This is a genomic window from Mesorhizobium sp. W050 (assembly GCF_054719535.1).
On record NZ_JBTTIH010000001.1, the window covers coordinates 2342550 to 2364128 of the forward strand.

The window sequence follows — 21579 nt, forward strand, 5'->3', positions numbered from 1 at the left end:
AGCAACGGTCCGTTAAGCCTCGCTCAATCTCTGCAAGCTATCTTGTTGCCAGTTTGTCGAGGGTGACATGAAGCGCAAGTCGATAATGCTCTTTGCCTTCCCAGCTCTGATCCTGCTGATCTTGGCAGGGGAGCGCATGGCGACTTTCTTGCTGGGAGCACATCCGGCCAGTCCCGCAATGTGGCGGATCTGGCTTGAACTAAGGCCGCTGTCGACGATGTTCTGGCAACAGGTCGATCTTTATCTCGGGTCGTCGATGGTCCTTGATGCCTTGATGCTGGCCGCCGCGTCGATGGTTTGCTGGATGGCGTGCCGCACAAGAAGGTCGGCCGCGTTCTTCTTCCTTGCCAACCACGTCGCCCTGCTTTTCGCCGGGTTGATGATCGCTGTCACCAGCCATTCCGAAACAGCCAGCACGATCGCCTCTTTCACGGTACCCGGCGGCCTTCCGTTCCAACTAACGGTCGATTTCACCTTGAAGAACAGCCTTGTGCTGTTTCTGGGCGTGACGGCATGCGCCTACTGCCATGTCATCTTCCTCAGCGAAACCCGACAGCGGGCCGAAGCGCTGGCCGCTAGGCTCGTTGCTCTGCAGCGAGATCTCTAGGATAGCCCACCTTTTTCCAGCGCTAGTTGATCTTTCGGTAGTAAACCTTGCCGTCGGCCTGCTCTATGCGCTGGTAGTTGGAGCTTGGGGCGGGGGCTGCAGCTGCAATCCTCCTTTTGGGCGGACGCGGTGTATCGACGACGCTGGGCTCGGTCGCGTCTTCACCATCGAGAACAGCAGGCGCCTCCGCCATGCTGCTGGTCGTGTCGACGGAAGGTTCCGCTGCGCTCGACGTGATTTCGTCATGGACAATAGGCTGGTTCTGTTCCAGCCGGGCTATGCTCCGGTTGATTTCGCCAAAGCTGCTCTGCAGTTGAGTGTCCAGTTTTTCAAATCGGCTCTGAAAACCGTTGTTGACCGTATCCAACCGGCTGCCGATTCGTTGTTCGAACGTCCCGAGTTGTTCCAGGCGCCCTTCCAGAAAGCGCACATCGCTGATGCCGCGGTAGAGATAGACTGCGGCTATTATGTTCACGAAGGTGAGCAGGGACGTGCCGATGATGACCGCGCCGATAATGCTTTTGTCGCTCGGTTTCCCAACGACAGCCTGCTCTCCGGTGCGGGTTGCTGTCCCAATCTCGATTGCCGGCATGTCCGGTTCGCTGATCATCGTCATTGAACCACCACCTTTGCGCCGATCGCGACGCGCCTGAAGAGATCGATCACATCGGTGTTGGTAAGGCGAAAACACCCCGATGTTCCATCGAAGCCAACACCCTTGGGATCGTTGGTTCCGTGTATCCGATAGAGCGTGTCACGCCCGTTCCGAAGCAGATAAAGCGCCCTGGCGCCAAGTGGATTGTAAGGACCGGCAGGCACCATTTGCGGCAGGTCCGGCTGGCGGGCGCGCATTTCGCGGGGTGGGCGCCATTCCGGCCATTCGGTCTTCGCCCCCACCTCGACCACTCCGGTCCAGCCAAAGCCGTCGCGTCCGACGCTGATCTGATAGCGAAGCGCCTGGCCCTGTCGGGTCACCAGATAAAGCGCTTTCTCGCCCTTGCGGATAACGATCGTTCCGGGCTGTTCTGTCGTCTCGAAGGCAACAGTCTTGCGCAGGCTGGGTCCCATTGCCGGCAGCGGCGGCCGATCCGAAAGTGCCGATCGTGCGCTGGCGAAATCCTGGACCAGCATCATCAGCGCAATGCTCATGACATAGGCCAATCCCGGGCCAATCCGATACCTACTTGGCCGCCCCCTATTTGGCAGCGTCATCGAGCCGCTCTTTGAACATCCGCTTGAGGTCCTTGTTGAAGCGCGCACGCCCATCCACCTCGGCAGGCAGGATAGCACGGTTCAACGCATCGGTCAGAAGCGCATTGTCCAGCGCGACCGACTTGATGTGCGGCGCCTTGAAGATCTTTTCCAGCTCGCTGCGCGAAAAGTGGTTGCCGAACCATTTGCGCTTGTGCTTGTTGGCCACCAGCGTGATGCTGACAGCATTGCCACGCAACTCACGGATCTTCTTGTAGAGCCGTTTGCCTTGCCGCAGCGAGGCGACGTTGAGTTCGAAGACGATGAATATCTCATCGCTCGTCGACAGCACGGAATTGTGCCAAGGCGTCTCGATGTTCGGCAGGTCGATGACGATGTCGTCGAACCGGTAGGCGACGAGGTCCAGCAGCCGGAAGACAAAATCACTGCCCTGCGGTTCAAAAGGCAATTGCGGCCTCTCGAAGGAATAGAGCGTCAGCCCGGACGGGCGCGAGAGCTTGATGACGTCCATCAGTTCGACATCGAGCCTCTCCGGCTGGCCGATAATGCCGCCAAGGTCGAACTGGTTGAACTGGTTGAGATAGGCGCCGCAATTGGCGCTCTGGAAATCGAGGTCGACCAGGCAGGTGGAAGCCCCGCGTTCCTTCGATTTCGACGCCAGGAATTCGGCCGCCGACAAAGCGAGCGTCGTCGCGCCGGCGCCGCCGCTGGCGCTGATGAAGGTGATGATGCGGCTTTTGGTTCCCTGGTTGCCGGTGTCGTGGAAGGTCACCGCGTTGAGCAGTTCCTTGCCGTCGAGCGGCTTGTGCAGCCAGTCCGAAGCGTTCATGCGCACCAGCACACGCGTCTGCTCCGACGACAGCTCGTCTGAGACCGCGATCAGCGGCACGGTTGCCCAAAGGGCGCGCGCCTCGACGATGCCCGGCCTTCCGAGCAACTCGCCATTGCCGAGGTCGAGGATGACGATGCCGGGGCGCGTATCCGCGGGCGGCCCCCTAAGGAAGTCGCTCGTCTCGGAAACCCTGACGTCGTAGATCGCCAGCGCATCGAGCCGCGTCGCCACATCGCGCTTGAAATTCGGATCCGACGAGAACAGCGCCACCTGCTTTCGCTTGGTCGGTGTAACCTTGGTGTTGATGGCGTTCATGGATACGAGACCTTCATGTCTTCGCCCGTGACCGTGCTCAGCATGGAGGGCATGGTGAGGGAGGTGAACCGTGTCATCAGCCCGCCCAGGAAGAAGAACTGGTAGGTCATGTTCTGCAGGCTGACGGTGATCGTCGGGACCGGGCCGCCCAGCCGTGTCTGGTAGCCGAGGCCAGTGGCGGCATATGTGATGACGACATTGCTGCGCAGCAGGCCGGGGAAGAAATGGCACATGCCTAGCCGCATGGTGGCCCGCTGGGCTGCCGTGATGTCCGGACAGTCGTCGTTGTTGGTGACAGCCGTGTCGCCCCGGAATATGCGGCTGAAATCGGTGGCGTTGAACGTGCCGCCGTTGCTGCAAGCGCCCGTGGTTCCGGTGTATTTGCAGACGAAGGGGCCATACGCGCCGGCGATAACCGGCGCGCCTGGCGTCGTGGTGGGTGCGGCAGCGGTCAGATTGGTTACGACGGGATCGGAGATCGATGCCAGTCGTGCACCAATTTGGACCGCTTTGGTTGCAGCATTCCATTGGTAGAGCGCATAGCCGAAATCGACGAAGCCCAGCGTCAGCGTAAACAACAGCGTCGAAACGATGGCCATTTCCACCGCCGCCGCGCCGTCCTCCGATTTTGCAAAACGCCTGATCATCTTCAGAACCGGATCAACCGCTCCTCGTGAAATCCTCCCAAAGTGATCGGGCCGAGGCCAAACAGCGACAGCATACCGATGTCGCTATAGGGATAGGATGCTGTAGCCCTGACGATGCAGACCTGCGCAACAGTGGAGCGGTATTCGGTGACGCCGGCAACGACGGCGTCATGACAGTCAGCGATAGCAGCAATTGTCACCGTCGCGTTGTTGGATGCGCCCCCAGATTTCTGCCAGCCACTGATGCGCGGGTTGCCTGTGCCTCCCGCATTGCCGAAGACCGCTATGTTGGCAGCGATGTCGGCGCAGTTGATCGCCGCAAGCCCAGCATCGGTGTACATCTTGCTGTTGCAGCGCGCGCCGAAGCGGGCTGCGTCCGAAAGTCCTGCCTCCATCAGCAGTTTGTCATGGATCAGGTTGCCGAATTCGAACACGCCCGCCGACAGAAGCAGCAGCACCGGCGCGATCAATGCCATTTCGACAAGTGCGGTACCACGCCGGTCGCGTCGAAATCTGTCGAGGTGACGGAACAGGAGGCTGATCATCGCCATCACCGGTAAAGCTGGGCTTCGTCGCGCAGGTAGTTGTCGAGCGTACCGCTACCGCCCCTGCCTGTGATGTCGACGAGTTCCACCATGATATCCTTACCGTCGATGATCGGCTCTGTAATAAAGAAGCTGGCAAATCTCCTGGCCGGAATGCCCGTCTGGCGGCCGCTGAAATTCATGCCCGACGCCTTGAGCGCATTGCAGTCCAGGATTGCGCCATAAAGCAACCGGCGGTCGGGGATTGAGATCGGGGTGCCGGCCCCGGCAGGAGGCGTGCCTTTTTCGCCGCCAACGGACGCGTCCGAAACGACGTTGTTGTCGATCTCGTAGCGATACACTTCATACCGCGTCGGGAGATCGGCGCCAGTGCCGGACAAAGCCGCCGGCACGGTGCGTGTCGGATGATTGGCGGCCCAGTAGCGCGCGAAGTTCCAGTCGCCGGCGCCCATGCGGCCACCCATCAAGGTGCAGTTGCCGGCGATCTGACACGAGTCGCGCTCCAGCCCGATGCCTTTGGTCGGGTCTGTTTGGTAGTCGACCTTGTTGTCCTTGACAAATTGATCCCAGTTTATGGCACCCTTGCGCACATTGACCCCAGGCCCGTCCGAGAACGATGACGCGTCGATGCCGAAGCGCGAGTTGATGCCATCTTTCACCGGACCGGAATTCTGTCCCGGTTCCGTGTCGACGCCATCGCGCGAATAACAATTCTGTGGCTTGGAGTCGGCTAGCATCCTTTCGAGCTGACTGGCGCCGTTGCCGAAAGGCGAAGCCAGGAAAGCGAAATTGCCTGGAAAGTAAGACCCGTCTCCGCGCAGCTTGATCTGGCGACGACGGTATTGCCTGGTTTGCGCTGCCTGCTCCAGCGTGACGCCGCCGGTGATGCTTGTATCCTCATACGGATTGCACATGAAAACGGGCGTGTACTCGCAAACACCCGACGTGAAGCCCGCGACGGAAACTGCACCGACACTGAATGAACCGCTCGCCGAACTCGACAGGAACGAGACCGGGAAAAAGGCGCTGAAGCCGGTCGGTGCGACCGTGACTTGAATGAATTTGGTCTCATCTTCGCCAATGGCAGGATCGGAATTGGCAAGATAAGTTGCCTGGTTGGCCGTCGTTATCTTCGTACCGTCGGCGGCGGGGATTGCCTTCAGGAAACACCAGGAGATGTTCCCTGAATTGTTGCATCTGAGCGCTCCTCCCGGTTGCCCGGAGGTCAGGGTGAACCGGCCCGAATTCGAGAAATTGCTTTCATTGTCGACCAGCGTCGCCATGGCGCGCTCGGCTCTTGCCCAGGAACCAGGCAGGCCATCGAGCTCTGCGGCCCCAGCCAACGAAAAGGCGTCAGCCGCCTTCTGCAGATCATTGTGGAGATTGTTGACCCGGCTCGCGTCGATCACCAACAGCGAGAAGCCGACGATCGCCGGCAACATGATGCTGACCAGGATGAGTGCTATACCCCTCTGATCGTGCCAGAACGCGCGAACAATTCGCAACATGGCGTTACTCTTAGCTCCCCTGGCCCCAGAACCCCTCGTTCGTCTGGCGCGTATAAAACCGCATCCTTCTGTTTAGTTCGTGGTCGGCGTGCCGACATTCACCGTAATCGCTGGCGGTGGCGGCGGTGGCGGCGGAAATTTGTAGTTGCGCGCAACAAGCGCACCCCGCGTGCCGTCACCTTCGATATGTGTGTTCTTCGCGTTCGGATTGAACGGATCGACCGTCTGCAGCAGCGAATTGTATTTCTGCGTATCGCCGGCGGCCAGGGTCACCGTGTCGTAGTGGTTCAGATAGTCGGCGGCGCAGCCCGATAGTGCTCCGGCGCACAGAATGAGGATCACGACGCTATTTCTTGACATAGAGCATCTTGTCCTTCGATTTGAAGTCCAGCATGTGGCCATAGGGGCCGGTCACTCCGTCGCCCGTTTCGTATTTTCGGATCATATCCTTGTTCACCTCAAGCTGGCCGAGCACGAAGAATTCCGGATCGTTGGCCGGCCGTGTCTTGTCGAACGGCGTCGCCAGCTGTTCGCCGGGCTTCACCGGCCGCACGACATGCGGCGTGACGATGACGACCAGTTCGGTCTCTTCCTTCTGGTTGCTCGAATTGCGGAACAGCGTCCCGATGACCGGAACCTGGCCGAGCCACGGCACCTGGTTTTGCAGCTTGATGGTCTTGCTCGACAGCAGCCCGCCGACCGCGAAGCTCTGGCCATCGCGCAGTTCGACGACGGTATCGAGCTTGCGGTTGGTGAAGATCGGGTCGCCGGCGGTGGTGAAACCCGTGAGGTCACTCACTTCCGGCGCCAGCTTCATATGGATCTTGCCGTCGTCGAGTACGACCGGCGTGAACAGTAAATTAACGCCGAATTGCTTGTACGTGATGGTTATCTGGCCATCATTCCCGACGACACGGATAGGCACTTCGCCGCCGGCGTTGAAGCTGGCTGGCTCACCGGACAAGGTGGTGAGATTGGGTTCAGCCAGCGTGCGCACAACCCCCTTGGCCTCAAGCGCTTCAATGATCAGGTCGACCTTGATGTTGCTGTCAATGACGCGGGTGATCAACGCTGCGAAGGGATTGCTGGTCGACAGTAGACCGCTGAGCAGACCGCCCGGGCCAAGCACTACGTTATCTTTGTCGGCGGCGGCGATGCCCGTTCCTGTACGGGTTGTGCCGCTGCCATTCGTGCTTTTGATCGACACGCCAAGATCCCTTCCGGCATTGCGCTTGGCTTCCAGCACGCGGACCTCGAGATTGACCTGCTGGCTATCATCCACAATGACGGAATTGATGATGGCGTCGGGACCATATTGCTGCGCCACTTCCATGATGGATGCCAGCGTGGCGCCGTCCTTGACATGGCCGCCGAGCCTGACCTTGCCGTTGATCGAACCGATCTCGATGCGCGCCCGAGGCGCCACCTGCCGGATCGCTTGCGCCATGTCGCTGACGTCAACGCCGACTTCGATCTGGATGACGCCGAGTGAGCGCTTCTCAGGGGAGAAGAGATTGACCGTGGTGGTGCCGGCGCCCTTGCCGATGACATAGAGCGTGCGATCGGTCATCGGCTGAGCATCGGCGATCTTCTCGTCGCCGACGACGATATCGCCCAGATTGGCGCTCACCTGGAGCGTCACCGACTGTGACATCGGCAGGAAGATGCGATGGACGCTGGGGTTCGATACGTCGATGTAACGGTCGGCTGCTTCAGCCCCAAGGCTGGAGGTCAGCAGCGCAGCCAAACAGGACAGCGCGGCCGCCACTATCCTTACCCGAAACCCTTGCATCCGTATCTCCCCACTGCAGCCGATAGCAGCTCCAATGCGCCGCGCATTGTTATCTCTGTCGCGGCACTTCATAGGATTCGAGCTTCACACCCCGAAAGACCCCGACCGTCGCCAGCTTTGGCGGCTCCGGCTGAACATACTTGACCACTTCCTTGGCGACCTCCTGCGGGGCCGCCGCGACGACCGGCTTGACCTTGCTCAACTGGTCGAGCTGGCTTCCGACTCTCTCCACGGCCTGTGCCAACCCGGCAATCTTGTCGTCCGCGCGCTTACGGTCCGCGGCGGCCGCGGCATCGGCTGCGGCCTTCCTGTCGAGTTCGGCCTGCCTGGCTGCGACGTCTGCCGGCGTTTCGGCAGTCAGGTCCGATACCGTGACGCGTTCGGTCGTCTCGCCCTTGCTCGCGGCTGCTTGGCGCAACGCCAGTGACAATTGCCCGGCGCCGGCGGCCAAGGTAAGCTTCTGTGCATCCTTGGTGCTGACTTCAAGCGTTACGGCTTTGACGACCGTGGGGCTGTCCTTGCTCTCATCGGCGACCTGGTCGACGGCGAGCACCTTCATGCTCTGCAACAATACGTCGACAAAACTCTGGTCCACACCGTCGGCATTGCGCACCGTGCGTGTCAGCAAGACATCGACACGGTCGCCGGGGAAGACGAATCCGGCAACGCCAAGCACGTCGTTGACCCTGATGGAAACGGCTTTCATGCCTTCGCCGAGCACTGCCGAAAGCGTGGCGCGCTGGCCGGGGCCGGTGATCTTGGTGGCGAGAATTGGTTCGTTGACGCCGATCGCCTGCAGCGCCTGCTTCGAACCTTCTCCGGCCAGCAGGTCCTTTGTTGTCTTGAAGGCGCCAGTCGGAACCGCGCCCGTCGGCCACGCGACCTCGCGCAATTTGTCGGCGGACAGTGTGTCACCAAACTTCAGCGCCACTGACGCCACGACGACCGTATCGCGAGGGACATCGCCTGTCTTTGCAATGGCACTGCGCTGGTTGGCCAGCCAGATGTTGGCGAGCACAACCGCCAGCACGCCGAACACGCCGGCGAGAATGATCATTATGATTGTATTTGCGCGCATGACCCCAACCCCAGGAAGGCTTGTTGCTCAGCCGCCTTGTCCGGCGGCTAAATCTCAGGCCCGGACCCCCTGTCCGGGCCTGAGGAGAGCGCGAGTGATCAGCTACCCGAGCCACCCACGGCGCAACTGCCAGGTCCAGCATTCAGACCAACGCAGAGAGCGGTGAAACGTCCGGTCACCCACAAACCGATGCCGACGATGATCAGAATAGACGCGGTGGCGATAATGCCGACCAGGATGGAATATTCGACCATAGCAGCGCCGTTGTCGTCGTCGCGGAACTGCCGGGCCATCGTCATGAGCTTCTTCATGTCAATTTCTCCCCTTTGGAGTTGAACCCGACGAGACAGAGCCAAGGATGAACCCCATACCCAAGCATCCCCCGTCACCTCAATCGTAGGTCCCGCGAAAAAGCAGAGTCAAACAGATTAACAATTCGTTTACCTTCCAATACCTGAATCTGAGCGGCTTCAATTCGGACAAGAGCTTGATTCGATTAATTTTTCAAGCCGCTTTAACCATTCGTTCACAATTATGCCACACCCCGGGTAAACGGGCCCTTATATTAGCTAAGATGCATAATCCTTTATATCTAAGGGCTTATGGCACTCATTCGGCGCCACAGCGCTTGTCACGATGGGAAATGTTTCGTGAGTTGAGGCCGGCGTCTGCTTGCACATGCAGAGTTTCAAAATAAAACGATTTTTTTTGGTCTGGCTCTTTAATTTCGGCAAAGTAACGGGATGCGCCATTGTGTCCTGCGGCCTACCCCCTTAGTTCTATCGATATGGGCTTGCTGGCTCGGCTTTGAGACGTCGCGCGTCGGGATCAGCTGAACGAACATGGCCTGCCAGGCGCCATATCAGCAAGGTGGCCAAAATCGAGACATAGCCGTCGACGGCGTAGTGCCAGCCGAAATAGACGGACCCGAACATGATCACGGCGGCGTATGCCCACGCCGCGGCGCCAACCCAACGGTTGAGGCTCCAAAGGAACAGGGCATTCAAGGTGACGATTGCCACATGAAAGCTCGGCATTGCCGATATGCCGCTGCCGACCACGGCTCGATTGGTCGTGTAGGAAGCGTAGAGATAGTCGCTGATTTTCAGGGTATCTGGGCCGGCGTTGCTGTCTTTCAACGCTGACATCAGATCGACGAAGCGCGATCCAGCAAAAATCCGGTCATAGAAGATAGGCCCAGCCGACGAACCTAAAACTCGGAGGCAGAGACCCAGCACGATGGCCATGGTCATCAACGCGACGAAATATCTTTGACGTGCGTCGGGCCGCTCCAGCCAGGCCGCAAGCAGGACAACCATTGCAACCTGTATGATCCAGAACTGGGAATAGAGTATGTAGAGCACCCTATCGATCGGAGCGGGGACCGGCACCGATCGAGTCCATCGCCAGGGATCGCCAAAATGAATGGCCGCGTCGACCCCGGCAAGCCATGGATCGGCAAAGAAAGTGACCATGCCGGACAGGTCGTGCTTGTAGGCCGTGAAAGCCGCGACGCATACCATGAAGATAGCGATGGTCGAGATGGCCCCGATGCCGCGCGAAACCAGCTTCTCGCGTACGAAGCTGAGAGGAGATTTGGGCCTGTTGATCATTCCGGCGACGGCTAGCCCAACAAGCATCATCGGCGGCAGAAGCAAGTAGTAGAGTACCAGGCGAGTGTCGCCGAAAGCCGAAAGGTACGATCGCGGGAAGAGGCATGCCGCGACTGCGGCATACAGCAGGGCAATGCATGCCAGTTTGGCAGATGGGGCGAGGCGGGGACGGATTGCGGAGTGTCCGCTAAGTCAGGCGCCATTTCCATTTTCGGACTGGCTTCTTCTTGATCATTGGAAGCGGTGGTGGGTCATAGGTGACAGCCTGCGACTTGGCCGGTGTTGTCACATAGCGTTCAATGCCGACCGCCGACGATCCGATAATCGCGCCTGCAAGGACTATCAGGACTATCTGCCTATCGAACATTGGACGCCCCCGTTCGCGGATACATTAGCGGTCCCCGGTTAATGATATGTGGCGTCGATCTCCGAGGCGGCGGCGTACAATCACATCTGCGCCGGCTGTTTTCCCGCGGACTGATGGCGGTTTCGGCGTCCGCTACATTGTTGCCAAGAGACGGGCCAAGGATGAAATCCATACTCATGCATCCCGGCATCACCCGGAGCCTAGGTCGTACGAAAAAGCAAAGTCAAACCGATTAACTGTTTGTTGGCCTTCAAATACCTGAATATTGAGTTCCGGGGCCAATTCAACTCTAGCGAGAGCTTGATTTGGCTTTTTTTTCAAGCACCGTGAACCTTTCATTCACCATGTGACCGCATCTACGGCGAAAAGCGAGTCAATTTAGCGAATCAGCATATTCATTTATATCTAGTGGCTTACGACCATCTCCCGCTTGTATGCCGTTCGTTGCGATGTGAAATATTCCGTGATGTCGAATAGTCGGGGGTGGTTCGTGATGGCGGCCGAGCGCAGCGTTGCAACAAAATCGATTTTTTTGCGCACCGGCTTTAACTATGTTGTAAGTAATAAGCGTCCACCGCCTCGCTCGGCGCTTGTGCCTCTCTTGGTTAACGCTTAGTTTCTGATCCTGGGGAATTTCAGGGGGGCTTGAGCGATGTTGGGCCGCTTTATCAAAGGACCAAATGAGCCGCGGGCAGAAGCGCCGCCACTGATCGCTGTGACGGTGTCAAATTCGACACCGATCCCGGCGCCAGACTTTGAACAACATGGCGACGATTTCCTGACGCTCAAGGTCGAGATCCACCGCCATCTGATCGACCGCTTCAATCTGGCCGCGCTCGAAACGGCAACCAAGGACGAGATCCTCAACGAAATCAGGCCGATCGTGCGGGAATTTGTCCGCATTCGAAACGTGCCGCTGAATGCACGTGAACTTGATCAATTGACCAGCGACACCGCCGACGAGATGCTTGGCCTGGGGCCAATCGAACCGCTGCTCAAGGACGACTCCATCGCTGATATCCTGATCAACACGCACAACCGAGTCTTCATTGAGCGGCGCGGCGTGATCGAGGAAACTCCGATTCGTTTTCGTGACGAGGCGCATCTGCTGCGCATCATCAACAAGATCGTTTCGGCGATCGGCCGCCGTGTCGATGAATCCGCGCCGATGGTCGACGCCCGCCTGGCAGACGGGTCGCGCGTCAACATCGCGGTGCGGCCGATCTCGGTGGATGGCCCGCTGGTCTCGATTCGAAAGTTCTCAAAAAATCCCTACTCGCTCGAACGCCTGATGGCATTCAACTCGATCCGTCCCCCCATGATCGACTTGCTCCGGATCGCCGTGCAGTCGCGCAAATCCATCCTGGTTTCGGGCGGCACCGGCAGCGGCAAGACGACCTTGCTCAACGCGTTGTCCAGCTACATCCCTTCGAAGGAGCGCTTGATCACCATTGAGGATGCAGCTGAACTGCAATTGCAGCAGCCGCATGTCGGCCGGCTGGAGACGCGCCCACCCAATACCGAGGGCAAGGGTGAGGTTCGCCAGCGCGAGCTGCTCAAGAATGCACTGCGCATGCGACCCGACCGCATCATCGTCGGCGAGGTGCGTGGCGAAGAAGCCTTTGACATGCTGCAGGCCATGAACACCGGCCATGAGGGGTCGATGACCACCATCCATGCAAACACGCCGCGAGATGCGATATCGCGCCTGGAACAGATGGTCGGCATGGCCGGAATGCCGATGACCCATGATGCCATCCGGGCACAGATCGCATCCGCCATCGACATCATCGTGCAGACGCAGCGTCTTTCCGATGGCGGCAGGCGGGTTGTCTCCGTATCCGAACTGACCGGCATGGAAGGCAATGTCGTCCAGCTCCAGGAAATCTATCATTTTGTCCGGCGTGACGTCGCAGCCGACGGCACCATCATCGGAGATTTTCGGGCAACGGGTGTCCGACCGCGCTTTGCCACGGAAGCGGCTACGCTGGGACATCATTTCGCTAAGGATGCATTCAATCCGCAGGTTGCGCTGTGATGCTGACCGGACAGACCCTGCTTTATTTCGTCTACGTATTGGCAGCCGCCTCGGTGATCCTAGCGGTCGAGTCTCTCTACGTGTCGTATTCCGCGCGGTATGCAAGGGTCGGAGTTATCAATCGCCGACTAAAGCGGCTCGAAGAGGAGGGGCCGGCAGAACAGACACTGCAAGGTCTTTTGCTCGAGCGAGGCCTGACCAACACCGGCGACTACCTTTTCGGAGCAGTAGGCTTAAACAGGCTTTATACGCAGTCGGGTACCACGGGGAATCCAATCCTCTTCGCAACAATCTTTCTGTTAGCGGGAGCGGTTGCAGGGCTTCTCCTCTGGTTACTGACCGCCCTGCCGGTGGTTCTGGGGATTGTGGCCTTTTTCGTCATCGGCTTCGTGCTGCCCTTGCTGGTTCTACGGCGAGCGCGCAACAGGCGAATCCGCAAATTCGCCCAGCAACTTCCTGACGCTCTTGACATGATCGTACGGTCGCTGAGGGCCGGTCATCCGGCATCGGTGGCAATCAGCTTGGTCGCACGTGAGATGCCCGACCCGCTCGGAACCGAATTCGGCATCGTGTCCGACGAGATCACTTTCGGTCTCAGCCTTGAGCAGGCGGTACGGAAGTTGTCGGAGCGGGTCGGCTTCGAGGGTTTGCATTTGCTGTCGGTCTCACTCTCTATCCAATCCAAGACCGGCGGCAATCTCACCGAAATTCTGGGAAATCTTGCGTCGGTCCTGCGTGAACGGCAAAAACTGCGCTTGAAGATCAAAGCGCTTACGGCGGAAGGCCGAATGTCGGCCTGGATCATATCCTTGTTTCCCGTGGTGATGTTCCTGGCGCTTCAGGTCACCGCGCCCTCCTACTATGGCACCGTCTGGAACAATCCGCTTATGTTGCCGGCGATGACAATTTCAGCGGGCTGGGCGCTGTTGGGCGACTACATGATGTATCGAATGGTCAACTTCGATATCTAACGGGGCGAAGCACAGATTTGTTCGCGAACATGCAGGACCTGAGTTTTTTGATCTCCATTGCGGTGTTTTTGACCGCGGTGGCCCTGTTCCTTTTTGGAGCGCTCATCTTTCTTCCGGCGCTGCAGACGCGAAAGCTGGTGGCGCAGAGCCTTATTGCCGAAGGCATTGCTGACCGCCGGTCTTTGCTGGGACAGGAGAAGCTCGCGAGGATCGCTGCCCAGCGTCCGATCGAAGCCTATTTCCGCTCTGTCGAGAAAGCGCGCGGAGAGCCGAATGCATTGGAAGCCAAGCTTTTCCGTGCTGGTTTCTATAAAGCCAGTTCGCCGCTGCTCTATACGTTGTCGCGACTTGGCGTGGTGTGTTTTGGCTTCCTGGCTTGCTACGCGATTTTGTCTCGGGTCCTGCCGCCCACCGTGCCGAGTTTCCTAGCTTTCATCGGATCCGCTCTGTTCGGTCTCGCCTGCCTGGTGATTCCAAGCGTTATGCTGGATCGCTTCGAGAGGGGGCAAAAGCAGGTTTACCAACGCGGCTTTCCCGACTTCATGGACATGATGATCACCTGCGCCGACGCCGGCATGAGTTTGGAGGCGGCTGTCGAGCGCGTCAGCCAAGAACTGGCCGGCACCCATAAATGGCTGGGTATTCAGCTTTCGATCATGAATTTGCAAATGCGCGCCGGCAAGCCGATGCGGGATGCGCTGCGTGAACTCGCCGACCGCCTGGGACTTGATGAGGCGCGGACTTTGGCTGTGCTTTTCAGGCAGTCAGAGGAACTTGGCACCAGCCTGACCGAAGCTTTGCGAGTTTATAGCGACGAGATGCGAAGCGCGCGGATCTTTCGCGCCGAGGAACGCGCCAATTCCTTGCCGGTCAAAATGATGATCCCGTTGGGACTCTGTGTCTTTCCCGTTGTGCTCATGGTCATCCTATTGCCTGTGATCATTCGCATGAGGGGCGTTTTCTTCTAAAGTCGTATATGCTTTGGTTCTAAATAGAGTCTGAGACTCTCGGGAGAGAAGATGAGAAGGCCAATGCGCCTTGCAACGGCCGCCAGTTTGCTGGCCGTCATGCTTGCTGGCTGCCAGACGAACGGGGCTGACGGCACCGATGGTGTCGTTCGCACCAACGAACCATCGAAAGGTGATGTCACGTCCTTCGGCGATGCGTTCGACGGACTGAAGACGGTCGGTGATGTCGAATATTACGCTTCGGACCAGGCCGTCGCCGAGGCCAAGAACCAGTTCCGCGCGGAAAATTACGGCAATGCCGGTGCCTTGTTCTTCAAGGCGACGCAACTGGCCCCCAATGATGGTGGCGCCTGGATGGGACTGGCCGCCTCCTGCGACCGAATTCATCGTTTCGACCTCGCCGACCGGGCCTATGGCCGCGCCTTCAGGCTGGTTGGGGCGACGCCTGAATATTACAACAATGTCGGCTATTCCTATTTGCTGCGCGGCAAGCTGCAGGACGCACGCGCGAATTTCCTCAAGGCCTACGAACTGGCGCCCAACGACCCGACCGTGGTCAACAATCTGAAGCTCCTGTCGTCCAGCGTGCAGAACATCGAGCGGTAGAGCCCCAACATGCTGCTTGCCGCGTCGCTGCTGCTAAAGGCGCTCGCCCTCCCGCTTCTCGCGAGGATTGCATGGCTGGACTTCACGACCCAGAAAATTTCCAATCGTGATGTGGTGCTGCTTTTGTGCATCGGGCTGGGATCGCTGCAGTTCCTGTCGATTCTCTTGGGATCGTGGTGGGACATGGGCCTGAGCGCGCTAGCCGGCCTCGTGCTATTTCTTGCGCTCTTCCCGTTCTGGGCCTTGCGCAAGGTCGGCGCCGGCGATGTCAAGCTGATGGCAGTCATTCCGTTCGTTATCGGCGGAACCGATCTCGTCGTGTTTTCCCTGCTGCTGCTGGTTTTCGCCCTGGGCACGGCCTTGATCGTGAAGAATCCCTTCATGCTGCCTGCCGGTGCCTTTCGCCTTTACGCCGAGCATCTCGATCGCAAGGGTGTTGTGCCGTTCGGCGTGCCGATCTCAATCGCGGCGATCTGCTCGATCGTATTCCACATCGTCAGCCGAGTAACGGGCTATGGCGGTATTGAGAATTTCCTCTGATGCGCAACGGGCTAGCTATTCCACGCCGGCAAGGGGCTGAGCAATAAAAAGCCCGCCACCGTGAGGCAGCGGGTTCTCTTTCGGAAATGATGAGCTGCCGTTTACGGCCGGCCTTCATGGGGCGGGGTTGCGGATGCCTCTGGCCGGACATTCGACGTCATTGAAGCGAGGCACTCCTCCAGACGTTCCAGCCGCGCCTTCTGGCATCGCAGTGTGTGCGCGACGTCATGCAGCCTGGATTTGCCCTGAGAGTTGGCGGCAGCGATCAAGTCTATTTGGAGCCGACTGATCTCGCTCCGCAGATCGCGAGCGTCAGCTTCCATCAGACCCCTGATCCATCCAGCCCCGCGCATTCCAGCACACCATCCACCGAGACCTGCGTCGCACGATAGCAGCGAGTTTGCTAACAACCATGCCATGAACCTTCTCGAATTTTATGCATTGCTAATATATAAAAAGCCCGCCACCGTCAGGCATCCGGGCAGTTTTTGCCCGTTCGGATCGATCTGTGAGGTTTGTCACAGACGCACCGACGTATCGGCGTAGGCTACGTGCAGTTTCCTGCAGGGGTAAAGGGAGTGGTCCGATGCTTGTGAACCTTCCTATGCTTGTGAATCTTCCTCTTGTCGCAGTTGGTCCTCTTGCCGATTGGGTCCGTCATCGAGCCGAGCAGAACGCGCTGTTGAAGGCAACGGACGAGTTGAGCGCGTCACCAGACGACATGCTCAGTGACATCGGGATTTCCCGTGACGAGATCACGACGTTTGCGTTCCGCAGCCCGGCGTCGAGACGTTGGAGCTGAGCAACAAAAAAGCCCGCCACCGTGAGGCAGCGAGCCACATTAATCGAGAATTAAACTTGGATCGTTCCAGGTTCTGTATCGCGGGAAGCGCCGCCGGTCGCCGAACACCCGGCCGAGGATGCGAATGCAAGAAGATGGCCCTCGTCCGCACACCAGGCAATCGAGAAGGAACGTCTCGTGCAGACTTCCCTTGGCGGCAAAGCGGCCCCCATAGCCTCGCCCGTGATTGTTGCGCCAGGTCATGGTTTGCGGATGACCGCCTCCAAACATGGCGACCACAACGCACCCGTCCTCCAGTTCCGCGTCTGGATCAATGATAAGGCTTTCAGCCCTAAGCTCGGGGTAGGTGTCTGTCACCGCAAACACGTTGTAGGCCCACTTGCTGGCGGCACTGCGAGGCAAAACTGCTGCCCCAGGGCCACGTGACCGTGCCGAGACGGTCGCGGGCTATGAGATGCCGTCGACGTTCTCTTGAGCCGCGACCGAAATTCGACTAGTCGAGTCAGCCGCTTCCGATGAGCGCCAGTATATCAAGCAAACGACCAGCCCGGCGTACCCGACTTGCAGAACGATCAGCGCAAGGACCGCACAGCCGAGCGCGGTCCAAATTGAACCGGCTTCGATGTAGGTCCAGATCGCCACAATGATCGCAGTGGCAGACATGCCGACCAGAAACTGTGGAAAATACATTCCTAACGCATTTCATTAATTTAGCGATTGCGCAATTAGCTGATTCTAAAATATCGCTGCAGCATGATGTCGCATCGGTTAGCGCTACCCATCCATAGAAATGGCCGCTCCAGTCTTTGGTGTGGGGGCCGCACCGGCCACCGCGCGGGAAGATACAGCCCCCGCGCTGCCTAAGATATAATCATATTAGCGATCACGCAATTAACCATGTAGGCGCTCCCCAAGCCGAAACTCAGGGAATCCCTCTTGAAGGCTCAAACGAGAGGACAAGCTAATACCTTTGAGAGGCGCGGGCATGGACGACGGTATGGGCGAGCATCTTGGGGTTTTCGACCTTGACGCTTTGCGCAAGGCTTTCCTCGAGTTCGTAGAAGAGCATAAAACCACGGATCATCCTGAGTGGGGCGAACTCGCCAAGCTGTTCCTCGAAAAACAACGAGAGCGGGACCAAGAACCGGACCCTACCCAGCCGGAGGGGTGAACGCACCAGCGCTGTGTGACCGGACCGGCGCAGAAGCCATGACCAGAACAAACCGGGGATTCACGGATTCGCGGTTTCGATCTACGTTTGCTCTGAGATGGCATTGGCGTGGCGCTGGCCGGTTAGGTAAGCGAGCCCCTTGTCAGGCAGTCCGGCATGTAGGACATGACCGGCACGTCGGGGAAGCCTCAGGCTAAGTCCACCCTTTCGGCGACACGACGATTCACTTCGATAATCAATTCGAAGACGCTTTCAAGCTCGCCGTTGATCTCGTCGGCAGGAATGCCGGCCTTCTCGGCAGCTGTCATCAACTGGTCTTTCAAGTCGCCAACCGAGATGGGGTCTCCACAATGGGCAGTTGTTCGGCTACCCACTTATCGAGAAACTTCAGGCCACGGACGCTCATTTGTTAGCAACTCTCCGCACCCGCCCGCGGCCGAGTGACACCCGATCGCGCGTGACGATTCCCTCCTATGACTTCCGCATTCGGTTGTCGATTCGACTTCGAAGGCCGTGATCGGCCAGCATATGGAATCAGTCGGCCCGGTCACGCGCATCGACGGCGACAAGGTAACCGTCAGCCTCCGGCAACTGGTGACTGTCGACGCCGAGCACGTGCGCGTTGTTGAGAGCCATGTGGAGGTCGCCACTGCGAAAAAAGCCGATTGTTGACAAAGCCTAACGGCGACTGCTTCAGGAGATCAAAGGCCTCGTCGCAGGGGCAGCCGCCGGAAAGAATGGGATTCGGGCCGCTCTGGATAATTATGCGGTTCCCGAGCCAGCACGGCGACAAGCACCGAGCAGTCGAGTTCCTCGTTGAATGAAAAGTGCGGGTCGGCCTGTGGCAAGATCTGAGCCAAGCGGAGCGATTTCAACCTGGCTGTCTTGGCGGCACGTTCTGTGCATTCAACCTCATTGATCCCTTTCGCGGACCGCACTGCACCTCGACGTTCTCCCAGCCAACACATTTCCTGGTAGCCTCATTCTCACCTCCCCCAACACAAATTTCCACATTCGGATGAACCATGTCGCCCTTCATTCTGATGAAGCCCAAGCTCAAGCAGCGGACCAGATGGCCGCGATTGTGGGCTCGCACCGACCGGCGAGGTGATGCGAGCCCGGCCGAGTCTCGCGGGACCCTGGACAGGGCAGCGCCGAGTGGCTGGTGTCGGCGCTCCTCGAGTTCTTCATGGAAGGCAAACACCCAGAAACACCAAAGATGACTGTTGAACCGGCCGCTGACGCCGCCAGAGGCCGCGACCAAGTTCTAACCGCTATTTTTGAAGCATAGCAGCAGCCTATCAAGCCACGCTCTATGAAAACAATGATCCTTTGGACAATTGCGCGACATTTGCAGAGACGGCACTAGCGTCGCTGGAGTCGAGTGGCTTCAGAGTGGTGCGTTAGGCCACCTTTGCTGCCTGCACGGTTTCGGGCGAACCGTGCAGGTTGCCCAATGGGGCGACAGCGGAACAAACAGAGGATGTTCGATGATATCGCCAACGCCCTCAGAGAGCCCCGCTCAGACGTGTGGCGCCCAGTCGTTCGCCCTCGATCCTGCCGCCAAGCTGTTCCTTGGCCTCGCTGTCGGCCTAGGCGTTTGCTTTGGAATGGCGCTGGCTGGTTAGCTATCTCGCTGCGGCCGGCTGAAGTGCGACAGCAGCAAAATCTGCCGTTGAGTTTCCCCGAAAACGTTGCAGTCTCCGATTCAGCGGAGGTCGAACTTGTTGATGCATGGATGCCAAGGAAATCCTTTTCACAAAGGGCACTAAAATCTTCGGTGACATTGCTCATGGAGCCGGAGGTGGTGCCGAAGCGATGAGCAAGATAAAAGCGATGCCATCGGCTGGAATGGTGATGGTAATCCTGTCGCCGCTTTCTGCAGCTGTCGCGGCAGGTATCTCGGAAGCTCCAACCACTCTGTAAATCTGCGCCGTGACAGACGGGTTGCCGCCATCAAAAGTGAACCCGATGTCGGTCGACGTTGTGTTTTCCAATATGTCGCCGCTGCCGGCTGATATGAACCAGATCTCGGAATTGGCGCTTGAGGGCACATCATGACTGCGCACCAGGCGCCTTGCCCGAAGGTCGCCCACAGTTACGGTATCCAGCGTCCGCAACTCCCCGAAAAACTTCCATGAGACTTCGAGCCAGATATCCCGACCGGTAGCAACAGCACCAAGGTTTTTCGAGGGCGCCTTAACCGTGGGGCCAGGGACGAGCCCCCCACTATTAAGGCCGAGACAGCCGAGACCATGATCGGTGACGCGCGCCGTACATTCTGAAAGCCAATGATCGCCGCCGTGATCGCCAACGCCGCCAGGACAAGGGCAATCGCTATCCAAACAACTGACCGGCGTCGATTTCGCATCGTTGCCCCAACCCTAGGGGAAATATCAACGTATTAGCAACTGCTGTATTTCTCGTGAACCAGGATCATTCTTGCCGCACGGAGGCCACCAGTAACGATGGAAAAGGGGAACGTCATGGAATCCGTTTGCTACGCCCAAAGCTCGATCTGTTTGCTGTCGTTCTTAGTCAACACCACGATGGCGCTTATTGTTTTGACGCCATTCGCAGCGACGCGCCTGCTGGTGTTGAGGATGCGCGCGGGCTCGGGCCGAAACCTTCAACTCGCCTAAGGCGCCGTGGGCAAACCACGTTACCGAGGCGCAGATCATGCGAATATTTCTGTTGATCCTCGCCGCTGTCGCCGTGTTCTACATCTGGGACAACGTGGCGAACAAAGGGCTGTACACTGCCCAGATTGAACGCAGCGTGGGTCTAGTCGCAGGCTTCAAACTCATAAACTAGCGCATCGCGATTGGTTGCACATCATGGCCAGAAGGTTGCCGCAACCATCAGACTGCACCGATGTGGGCCATGAAATCGGCATGACGGTGTCCCTCTCGGGTGCGCTCGGTACCGTCGAGAACGTTGCAACTCAAAAATCTTGCGGTCGAGATAGCCGCCAACCGATTTGCCGAGGCACATCTTGCGCGTCGTCAAATCGTTGATGGTATTACCCGACGCCACGGACGCCTCGATGCCGCCATTGACGGAGAATAGAGGCTCCCGCCTTCGTGGCGCCATGTCGTCACCACAGGCACGCCGGTCGAAATGGCAGTACTGGGAACCTGCCAAGGGTACGACACGAAATTCGATCCTTGGCCAATGGGCCCCCGGATAGAAGTGCCATTTGTAACCAGCGTCGTCACCCACAGGATGTCATTGTTAGCGGCGTTGCCTGCGCCAGTGTTGTTAATGTTGATGGCATCGATGTAGCCCGAACAGATCACAAAGCCGGACGACAGCCCCACGAAATTGGAGATGCTCGCGCCTATCAGTTGGCTGGTGATGCCTTTGAAATCGGCGCATGTCCGGCTGATTGGACCTGCAGTTGTAAAGGCCGGCTGCGCACTGGTGACCCCAATCTTCTCGAAGTGCCGGCCGCCGCCGGTCTGGTCCTTGAAGGAATCGGTGCCGGGCGTCGGAATCTTCGCCGTGGAAGGGTTGTCGATGTTGGCTTCGATCTTCAGTGCTTCGAGCCTGCCGCTCAGACCCCGCCGAGCGCCGGACTCTTTGCGGTAGGCATTTTCCGCCGCGACGAATTCCGAGGTCGGTCTCGGGAGCTTCAGTGCTGATCTGAAGTAAGCCGCGCTGGCCATTTTCGAAGGGCGAGATGTCTTGGCAGCGATGTTCATTGCCATTATGTCCATCGCAAGCGCGATGCGTCCCGTCGCGTATGTCACGTTTGCCGAAAATATTCCCGCATAGCCGCCACCTCGGCTTTCCATCTGCCGCCGACGCGCCGGCCGAAACCTTTCCGATCTTCTGGCCGAGAGCCTCGGCGGCAACCGCCGTCTCGACCCAATCTCCAGAACTCCGATCCTCGAACTCCGTTTCGATCTCAGCGACAAGCGCCGCTATTTGCGCGAGTTGGCGTCTGATCGCTGCGAGTTTGCGC

Annotated in this window: 23 protein-coding genes; 8 read left to right on the forward strand and 15 right to left on the reverse strand. The window is 58.5% G+C overall.

Annotated elements, in window-relative coordinates; genetic code table 11:
* Nucleotides 1–67 precede the first annotated feature (67 nt).
* A complete protein-coding gene (locus ACYG9Y_RS11310; RefSeq protein WP_023738785.1) occupies nucleotides 68–607 on the forward strand; it encodes a hypothetical protein in 540 nt (179 codons plus the stop codon).
* Nucleotides 608–629: 22 nt separating this feature from the next.
* Here ACYG9Y_RS11310 and ACYG9Y_RS11315 read toward each other — a convergent pair whose 3' ends face one another.
* The 11 genes from ACYG9Y_RS11315 to ACYG9Y_RS11365 all read right to left on the reverse strand — a co-directional run bounded on the left by ACYG9Y_RS11315 (nucleotide 630) and on the right by ACYG9Y_RS11365 (nucleotide 10194).
* Nucleotides 630–1223, reverse strand: a complete 594-nt coding sequence (locus tag ACYG9Y_RS11315; protein ID WP_023738784.1) for a hypothetical protein — start codon at nucleotides 1221–1223, stop codon at nucleotides 630–632.
* Complete coding sequence (locus ACYG9Y_RS11320) at nucleotides 1220–1819, reverse strand: L,D-transpeptidase (RefSeq protein ID WP_023738783.1); 600 nt, start codon at nucleotides 1817–1819, stop codon at nucleotides 1220–1222. The genes ACYG9Y_RS11315 and ACYG9Y_RS11320 overlap by 4 nt, the downstream gene beginning before the upstream one ends.
* Nucleotides 1803–2966, reverse strand: a complete 1164-nt coding sequence (locus ACYG9Y_RS11325; protein ID WP_023738782.1) for an AAA family ATPase — start codon at nucleotides 2964–2966, stop codon at nucleotides 1803–1805. Before ACYG9Y_RS11325 ends, ACYG9Y_RS11320 begins: the two co-directional genes overlap by 17 nt.
* Entirely contained in the window at nucleotides 2963–3613 is a 651-nt protein-coding gene (locus ACYG9Y_RS11330) for a TadE/TadG family type IV pilus assembly protein (protein ID WP_023738781.1), read from the reverse strand. The genes ACYG9Y_RS11325 and ACYG9Y_RS11330 overlap by 4 nt, the downstream gene beginning before the upstream one ends.
* 2 nt (nucleotides 3614–3615) lie before the next feature.
* Entirely contained in the window at nucleotides 3616–4164 is a 549-nt protein-coding gene (locus ACYG9Y_RS11335) for a TadE/TadG family type IV pilus assembly protein (protein WP_084014311.1), read from the reverse strand.
* The gene (locus tag ACYG9Y_RS11340; RefSeq protein ID WP_023738779.1) at nucleotides 4164–5666 is read right to left on the reverse strand and encodes a pilus assembly protein TadG-related protein; all 1503 of its coding nucleotides are present in this window, start codon (nucleotides 5664–5666) and stop codon (nucleotides 4164–4166) included. The genes ACYG9Y_RS11335 and ACYG9Y_RS11340 overlap by 1 nt, the downstream gene beginning before the upstream one ends.
* Before the next feature lie 72 nt (nucleotides 5667–5738).
* Nucleotides 5739–6008, reverse strand: coding sequence for a hypothetical protein (locus tag ACYG9Y_RS11345; protein WP_245260419.1), 270 nt, complete (start codon nucleotides 6006–6008; stop codon nucleotides 5739–5741).
* A 4-nt stretch (nucleotides 6009–6012) separates the two neighbouring features.
* Complete coding sequence (locus tag ACYG9Y_RS11350) at nucleotides 6013–7458, reverse strand: type II and III secretion system protein family protein (protein ID WP_023738777.1); 1446 nt, start codon at nucleotides 7456–7458, stop codon at nucleotides 6013–6015.
* Nucleotides 7459–7507: 49 nt separating this feature from the next.
* Nucleotides 7508–8536 (reverse strand): Flp pilus assembly protein CpaB, encoded by a 1029-nt coding sequence (gene cpaB / locus ACYG9Y_RS11355; protein ID WP_023738776.1) that lies wholly within the window; start codon nucleotides 8534–8536, stop codon nucleotides 7508–7510.
* 98 nt (nucleotides 8537–8634) lie between these two features.
* Entirely contained in the window at nucleotides 8635–8847 is a 213-nt protein-coding gene (locus tag ACYG9Y_RS11360; RefSeq protein WP_023738775.1) for a Flp family type IVb pilin, read from the reverse strand.
* A 468-nt stretch (nucleotides 8848–9315) separates the two neighbouring features.
* On the reverse strand, nucleotides 9316–10194 hold the full coding sequence (locus tag ACYG9Y_RS11365; protein WP_023738774.1) for a phosphatase PAP2 family protein: 879 nt from the start codon (nucleotides 10192–10194) through the stop codon (nucleotides 9316–9318).
* Between the two features lie 974 nt (nucleotides 10195–11168).
* On the opposite strand from ACYG9Y_RS11365, the gene ACYG9Y_RS11370 reads away from it, so the two are divergent.
* Genes ACYG9Y_RS11370 through ACYG9Y_RS11390 form a run of 5 tightly spaced genes read left to right on the forward strand, consistent with a single transcriptional unit; the run spans nucleotide 11169 to nucleotide 15639 of the window.
* Nucleotides 11169–12554, forward strand: coding sequence for a CpaF family protein (locus ACYG9Y_RS11370; RefSeq protein ID WP_023738772.1), 1386 nt, complete (start codon nucleotides 11169–11171; stop codon nucleotides 12552–12554).
* Nucleotides 12554–13525 (forward strand): type II secretion system F family protein, encoded by a 972-nt coding sequence (locus tag ACYG9Y_RS11375; protein ID WP_023738771.1) that lies wholly within the window; start codon nucleotides 12554–12556, stop codon nucleotides 13523–13525. The genes ACYG9Y_RS11370 and ACYG9Y_RS11375 overlap by 1 nt, the downstream gene beginning before the upstream one ends.
* 17 nt (nucleotides 13526–13542) lie before the next feature.
* Nucleotides 13543–14493 (forward strand): type II secretion system F family protein, encoded by a 951-nt coding sequence (locus ACYG9Y_RS11380; RefSeq protein ID WP_023738770.1) that lies wholly within the window; start codon nucleotides 13543–13545, stop codon nucleotides 14491–14493.
* A 51-nt stretch (nucleotides 14494–14544) separates the two neighbouring features.
* The gene (locus tag ACYG9Y_RS11385; RefSeq protein ID WP_023738769.1) at nucleotides 14545–15099 is read left to right on the forward strand and encodes a tetratricopeptide repeat protein; all 555 of its coding nucleotides are present in this window, start codon (nucleotides 14545–14547) and stop codon (nucleotides 15097–15099) included.
* A gap of 9 nt (nucleotides 15100–15108) precedes the next feature.
* Nucleotides 15109–15639, forward strand: coding sequence for an A24 family peptidase (locus tag ACYG9Y_RS11390; protein ID WP_023738768.1), 531 nt, complete (start codon nucleotides 15109–15111; stop codon nucleotides 15637–15639).
* A gap of 841 nt (nucleotides 15640–16480) precedes the next feature.
* On the opposite strand, the gene ACYG9Y_RS11395 is transcribed toward ACYG9Y_RS11390, so the two are convergent.
* Nucleotides 16481–16798, reverse strand: a complete 318-nt coding sequence (locus tag ACYG9Y_RS11395) for a hypothetical protein (RefSeq protein WP_156929785.1) — start codon at nucleotides 16796–16798, stop codon at nucleotides 16481–16483.
* A 90-nt stretch (nucleotides 16799–16888) separates the two neighbouring features.
* On the reverse strand, nucleotides 16889–17131 hold the full coding sequence (locus ACYG9Y_RS11400; RefSeq protein WP_023738766.1) for a hypothetical protein: 243 nt from the start codon (nucleotides 17129–17131) through the stop codon (nucleotides 16889–16891).
* A gap of 295 nt (nucleotides 17132–17426) precedes the next feature.
* On the opposite strand from ACYG9Y_RS11400, the gene ACYG9Y_RS11405 reads away from it, so the two are divergent.
* Complete coding sequence (locus ACYG9Y_RS11405) at nucleotides 17427–17612, forward strand: hypothetical protein (protein WP_023738765.1); 186 nt, start codon at nucleotides 17427–17429, stop codon at nucleotides 17610–17612.
* A 188-nt stretch (nucleotides 17613–17800) separates the two neighbouring features.
* Here the strand turns inward: ACYG9Y_RS11405 and ACYG9Y_RS11410 are convergent, their stop codons facing one another.
* The gene (locus ACYG9Y_RS11410) at nucleotides 17801–17935 is read right to left on the reverse strand and encodes a DUF768 domain-containing protein (protein ID WP_023738764.1); all 135 of its coding nucleotides are present in this window, start codon (nucleotides 17933–17935) and stop codon (nucleotides 17801–17803) included.
* Between the two features lie 1411 nt (nucleotides 17936–19346).
* On the opposite strand from ACYG9Y_RS11410, the gene ACYG9Y_RS11415 reads away from it, so the two are divergent.
* Nucleotides 19347–19538 carry a hypothetical protein gene (locus ACYG9Y_RS11415; RefSeq protein ID WP_023738762.1) on the forward strand — a complete coding sequence of 64 codons (192 nt, stop codon included), beginning with the start codon at nucleotides 19347–19349 and terminating at the stop codon, nucleotides 19536–19538.
* 1079 nt (nucleotides 19539–20617) lie between these two features.
* Here the strand turns inward: ACYG9Y_RS11415 and ACYG9Y_RS11420 are convergent.
* A complete protein-coding gene (locus ACYG9Y_RS11420) occupies nucleotides 20618–21316 on the reverse strand; it encodes a hypothetical protein (RefSeq protein WP_156929784.1) in 699 nt (232 codons plus the stop codon).
* Between the last annotated feature and the right edge of the window lie 263 nt (nucleotides 21317–21579).

Excerpts from the sequence above, each read along its gene's own strand:
- ACYG9Y_RS11415 (WP_023738762.1), top strand. The coding sequence starts at position 19,347 with ATGGATGCCAAGGAAATCCTTTTCACAAAGGGCACTAAAATCTTCGGT.
- ACYG9Y_RS11360 (WP_023738775.1), bottom strand. The coding sequence starts at position 8,847 with ATGAAGAAGCTCATGACGATGGCCCGGCAGTTCCGCGACGACGACAAC.
- ACYG9Y_RS11310 (WP_023738785.1), top strand. The coding sequence starts at position 68 with ATGAAGCGCAAGTCGATAATGCTCTTTGCCTTCCCAGCTCTGATCCTG.
- cpaB (WP_023738776.1), bottom strand. The coding sequence starts at position 8,536 with ATGCGCGCAAATACAATCATAATGATCATTCTCGCCGGCGTGTTCGGC.
- ACYG9Y_RS11350 (WP_023738777.1), bottom strand. The coding sequence starts at position 7,458 with ATGCAAGGGTTTCGGGTAAGGATAGTGGCGGCCGCGCTGTCCTGTTTG.
- ACYG9Y_RS11385 (WP_023738769.1), top strand. The coding sequence starts at position 14,545 with ATGAGAAGGCCAATGCGCCTTGCAACGGCCGCCAGTTTGCTGGCCGTC.
- ACYG9Y_RS11340 (WP_023738779.1), bottom strand. The coding sequence starts at position 5,666 with ATGTTGCGAATTGTTCGCGCGTTCTGGCACGATCAGAGGGGTATAGCA.
- ACYG9Y_RS11400 (WP_023738766.1), bottom strand. The coding sequence starts at position 17,131 with ATGTATTTTCCACAGTTTCTGGTCGGCATGTCTGCCACTGCGATCATT.
- ACYG9Y_RS11335 (WP_084014311.1), bottom strand. The coding sequence starts at position 4,164 with ATGGCGATGATCAGCCTCCTGTTCCGTCACCTCGACAGATTTCGACGC.
- ACYG9Y_RS11330 (WP_023738781.1), bottom strand. The coding sequence starts at position 3,613 with ATGATCAGGCGTTTTGCAAAATCGGAGGACGGCGCGGCGGCGGTGGAA.
- ACYG9Y_RS11390 (WP_023738768.1), top strand. The coding sequence starts at position 15,109 with ATGCTGCTTGCCGCGTCGCTGCTGCTAAAGGCGCTCGCCCTCCCGCTT.
- ACYG9Y_RS11420 (WP_156929784.1), bottom strand. The coding sequence starts at position 21,316 with ATGAACATCGCTGCCAAGACATCTCGCCCTTCGAAAATGGCCAGCGCG.
- ACYG9Y_RS11405 (WP_023738765.1), top strand. The coding sequence starts at position 17,427 with ATGGACGACGGTATGGGCGAGCATCTTGGGGTTTTCGACCTTGACGCT.
- ACYG9Y_RS11320 (WP_023738783.1), bottom strand. The coding sequence starts at position 1,819 with ATGACGCTGCCAAATAGGGGGCGGCCAAGTAGGTATCGGATTGGCCCG.
- ACYG9Y_RS11315 (WP_023738784.1), bottom strand. The coding sequence starts at position 1,223 with ATGACGATGATCAGCGAACCGGACATGCCGGCAATCGAGATTGGGACA.
- ACYG9Y_RS11325 (WP_023738782.1), bottom strand. The coding sequence starts at position 2,966 with ATGAACGCCATCAACACCAAGGTTACACCGACCAAGCGAAAGCAGGTG.
- ACYG9Y_RS11370 (WP_023738772.1), top strand. The coding sequence starts at position 11,169 with ATGTTGGGCCGCTTTATCAAAGGACCAAATGAGCCGCGGGCAGAAGCG.
- ACYG9Y_RS11375 (WP_023738771.1), top strand. The coding sequence starts at position 12,554 with ATGCTGACCGGACAGACCCTGCTTTATTTCGTCTACGTATTGGCAGCC.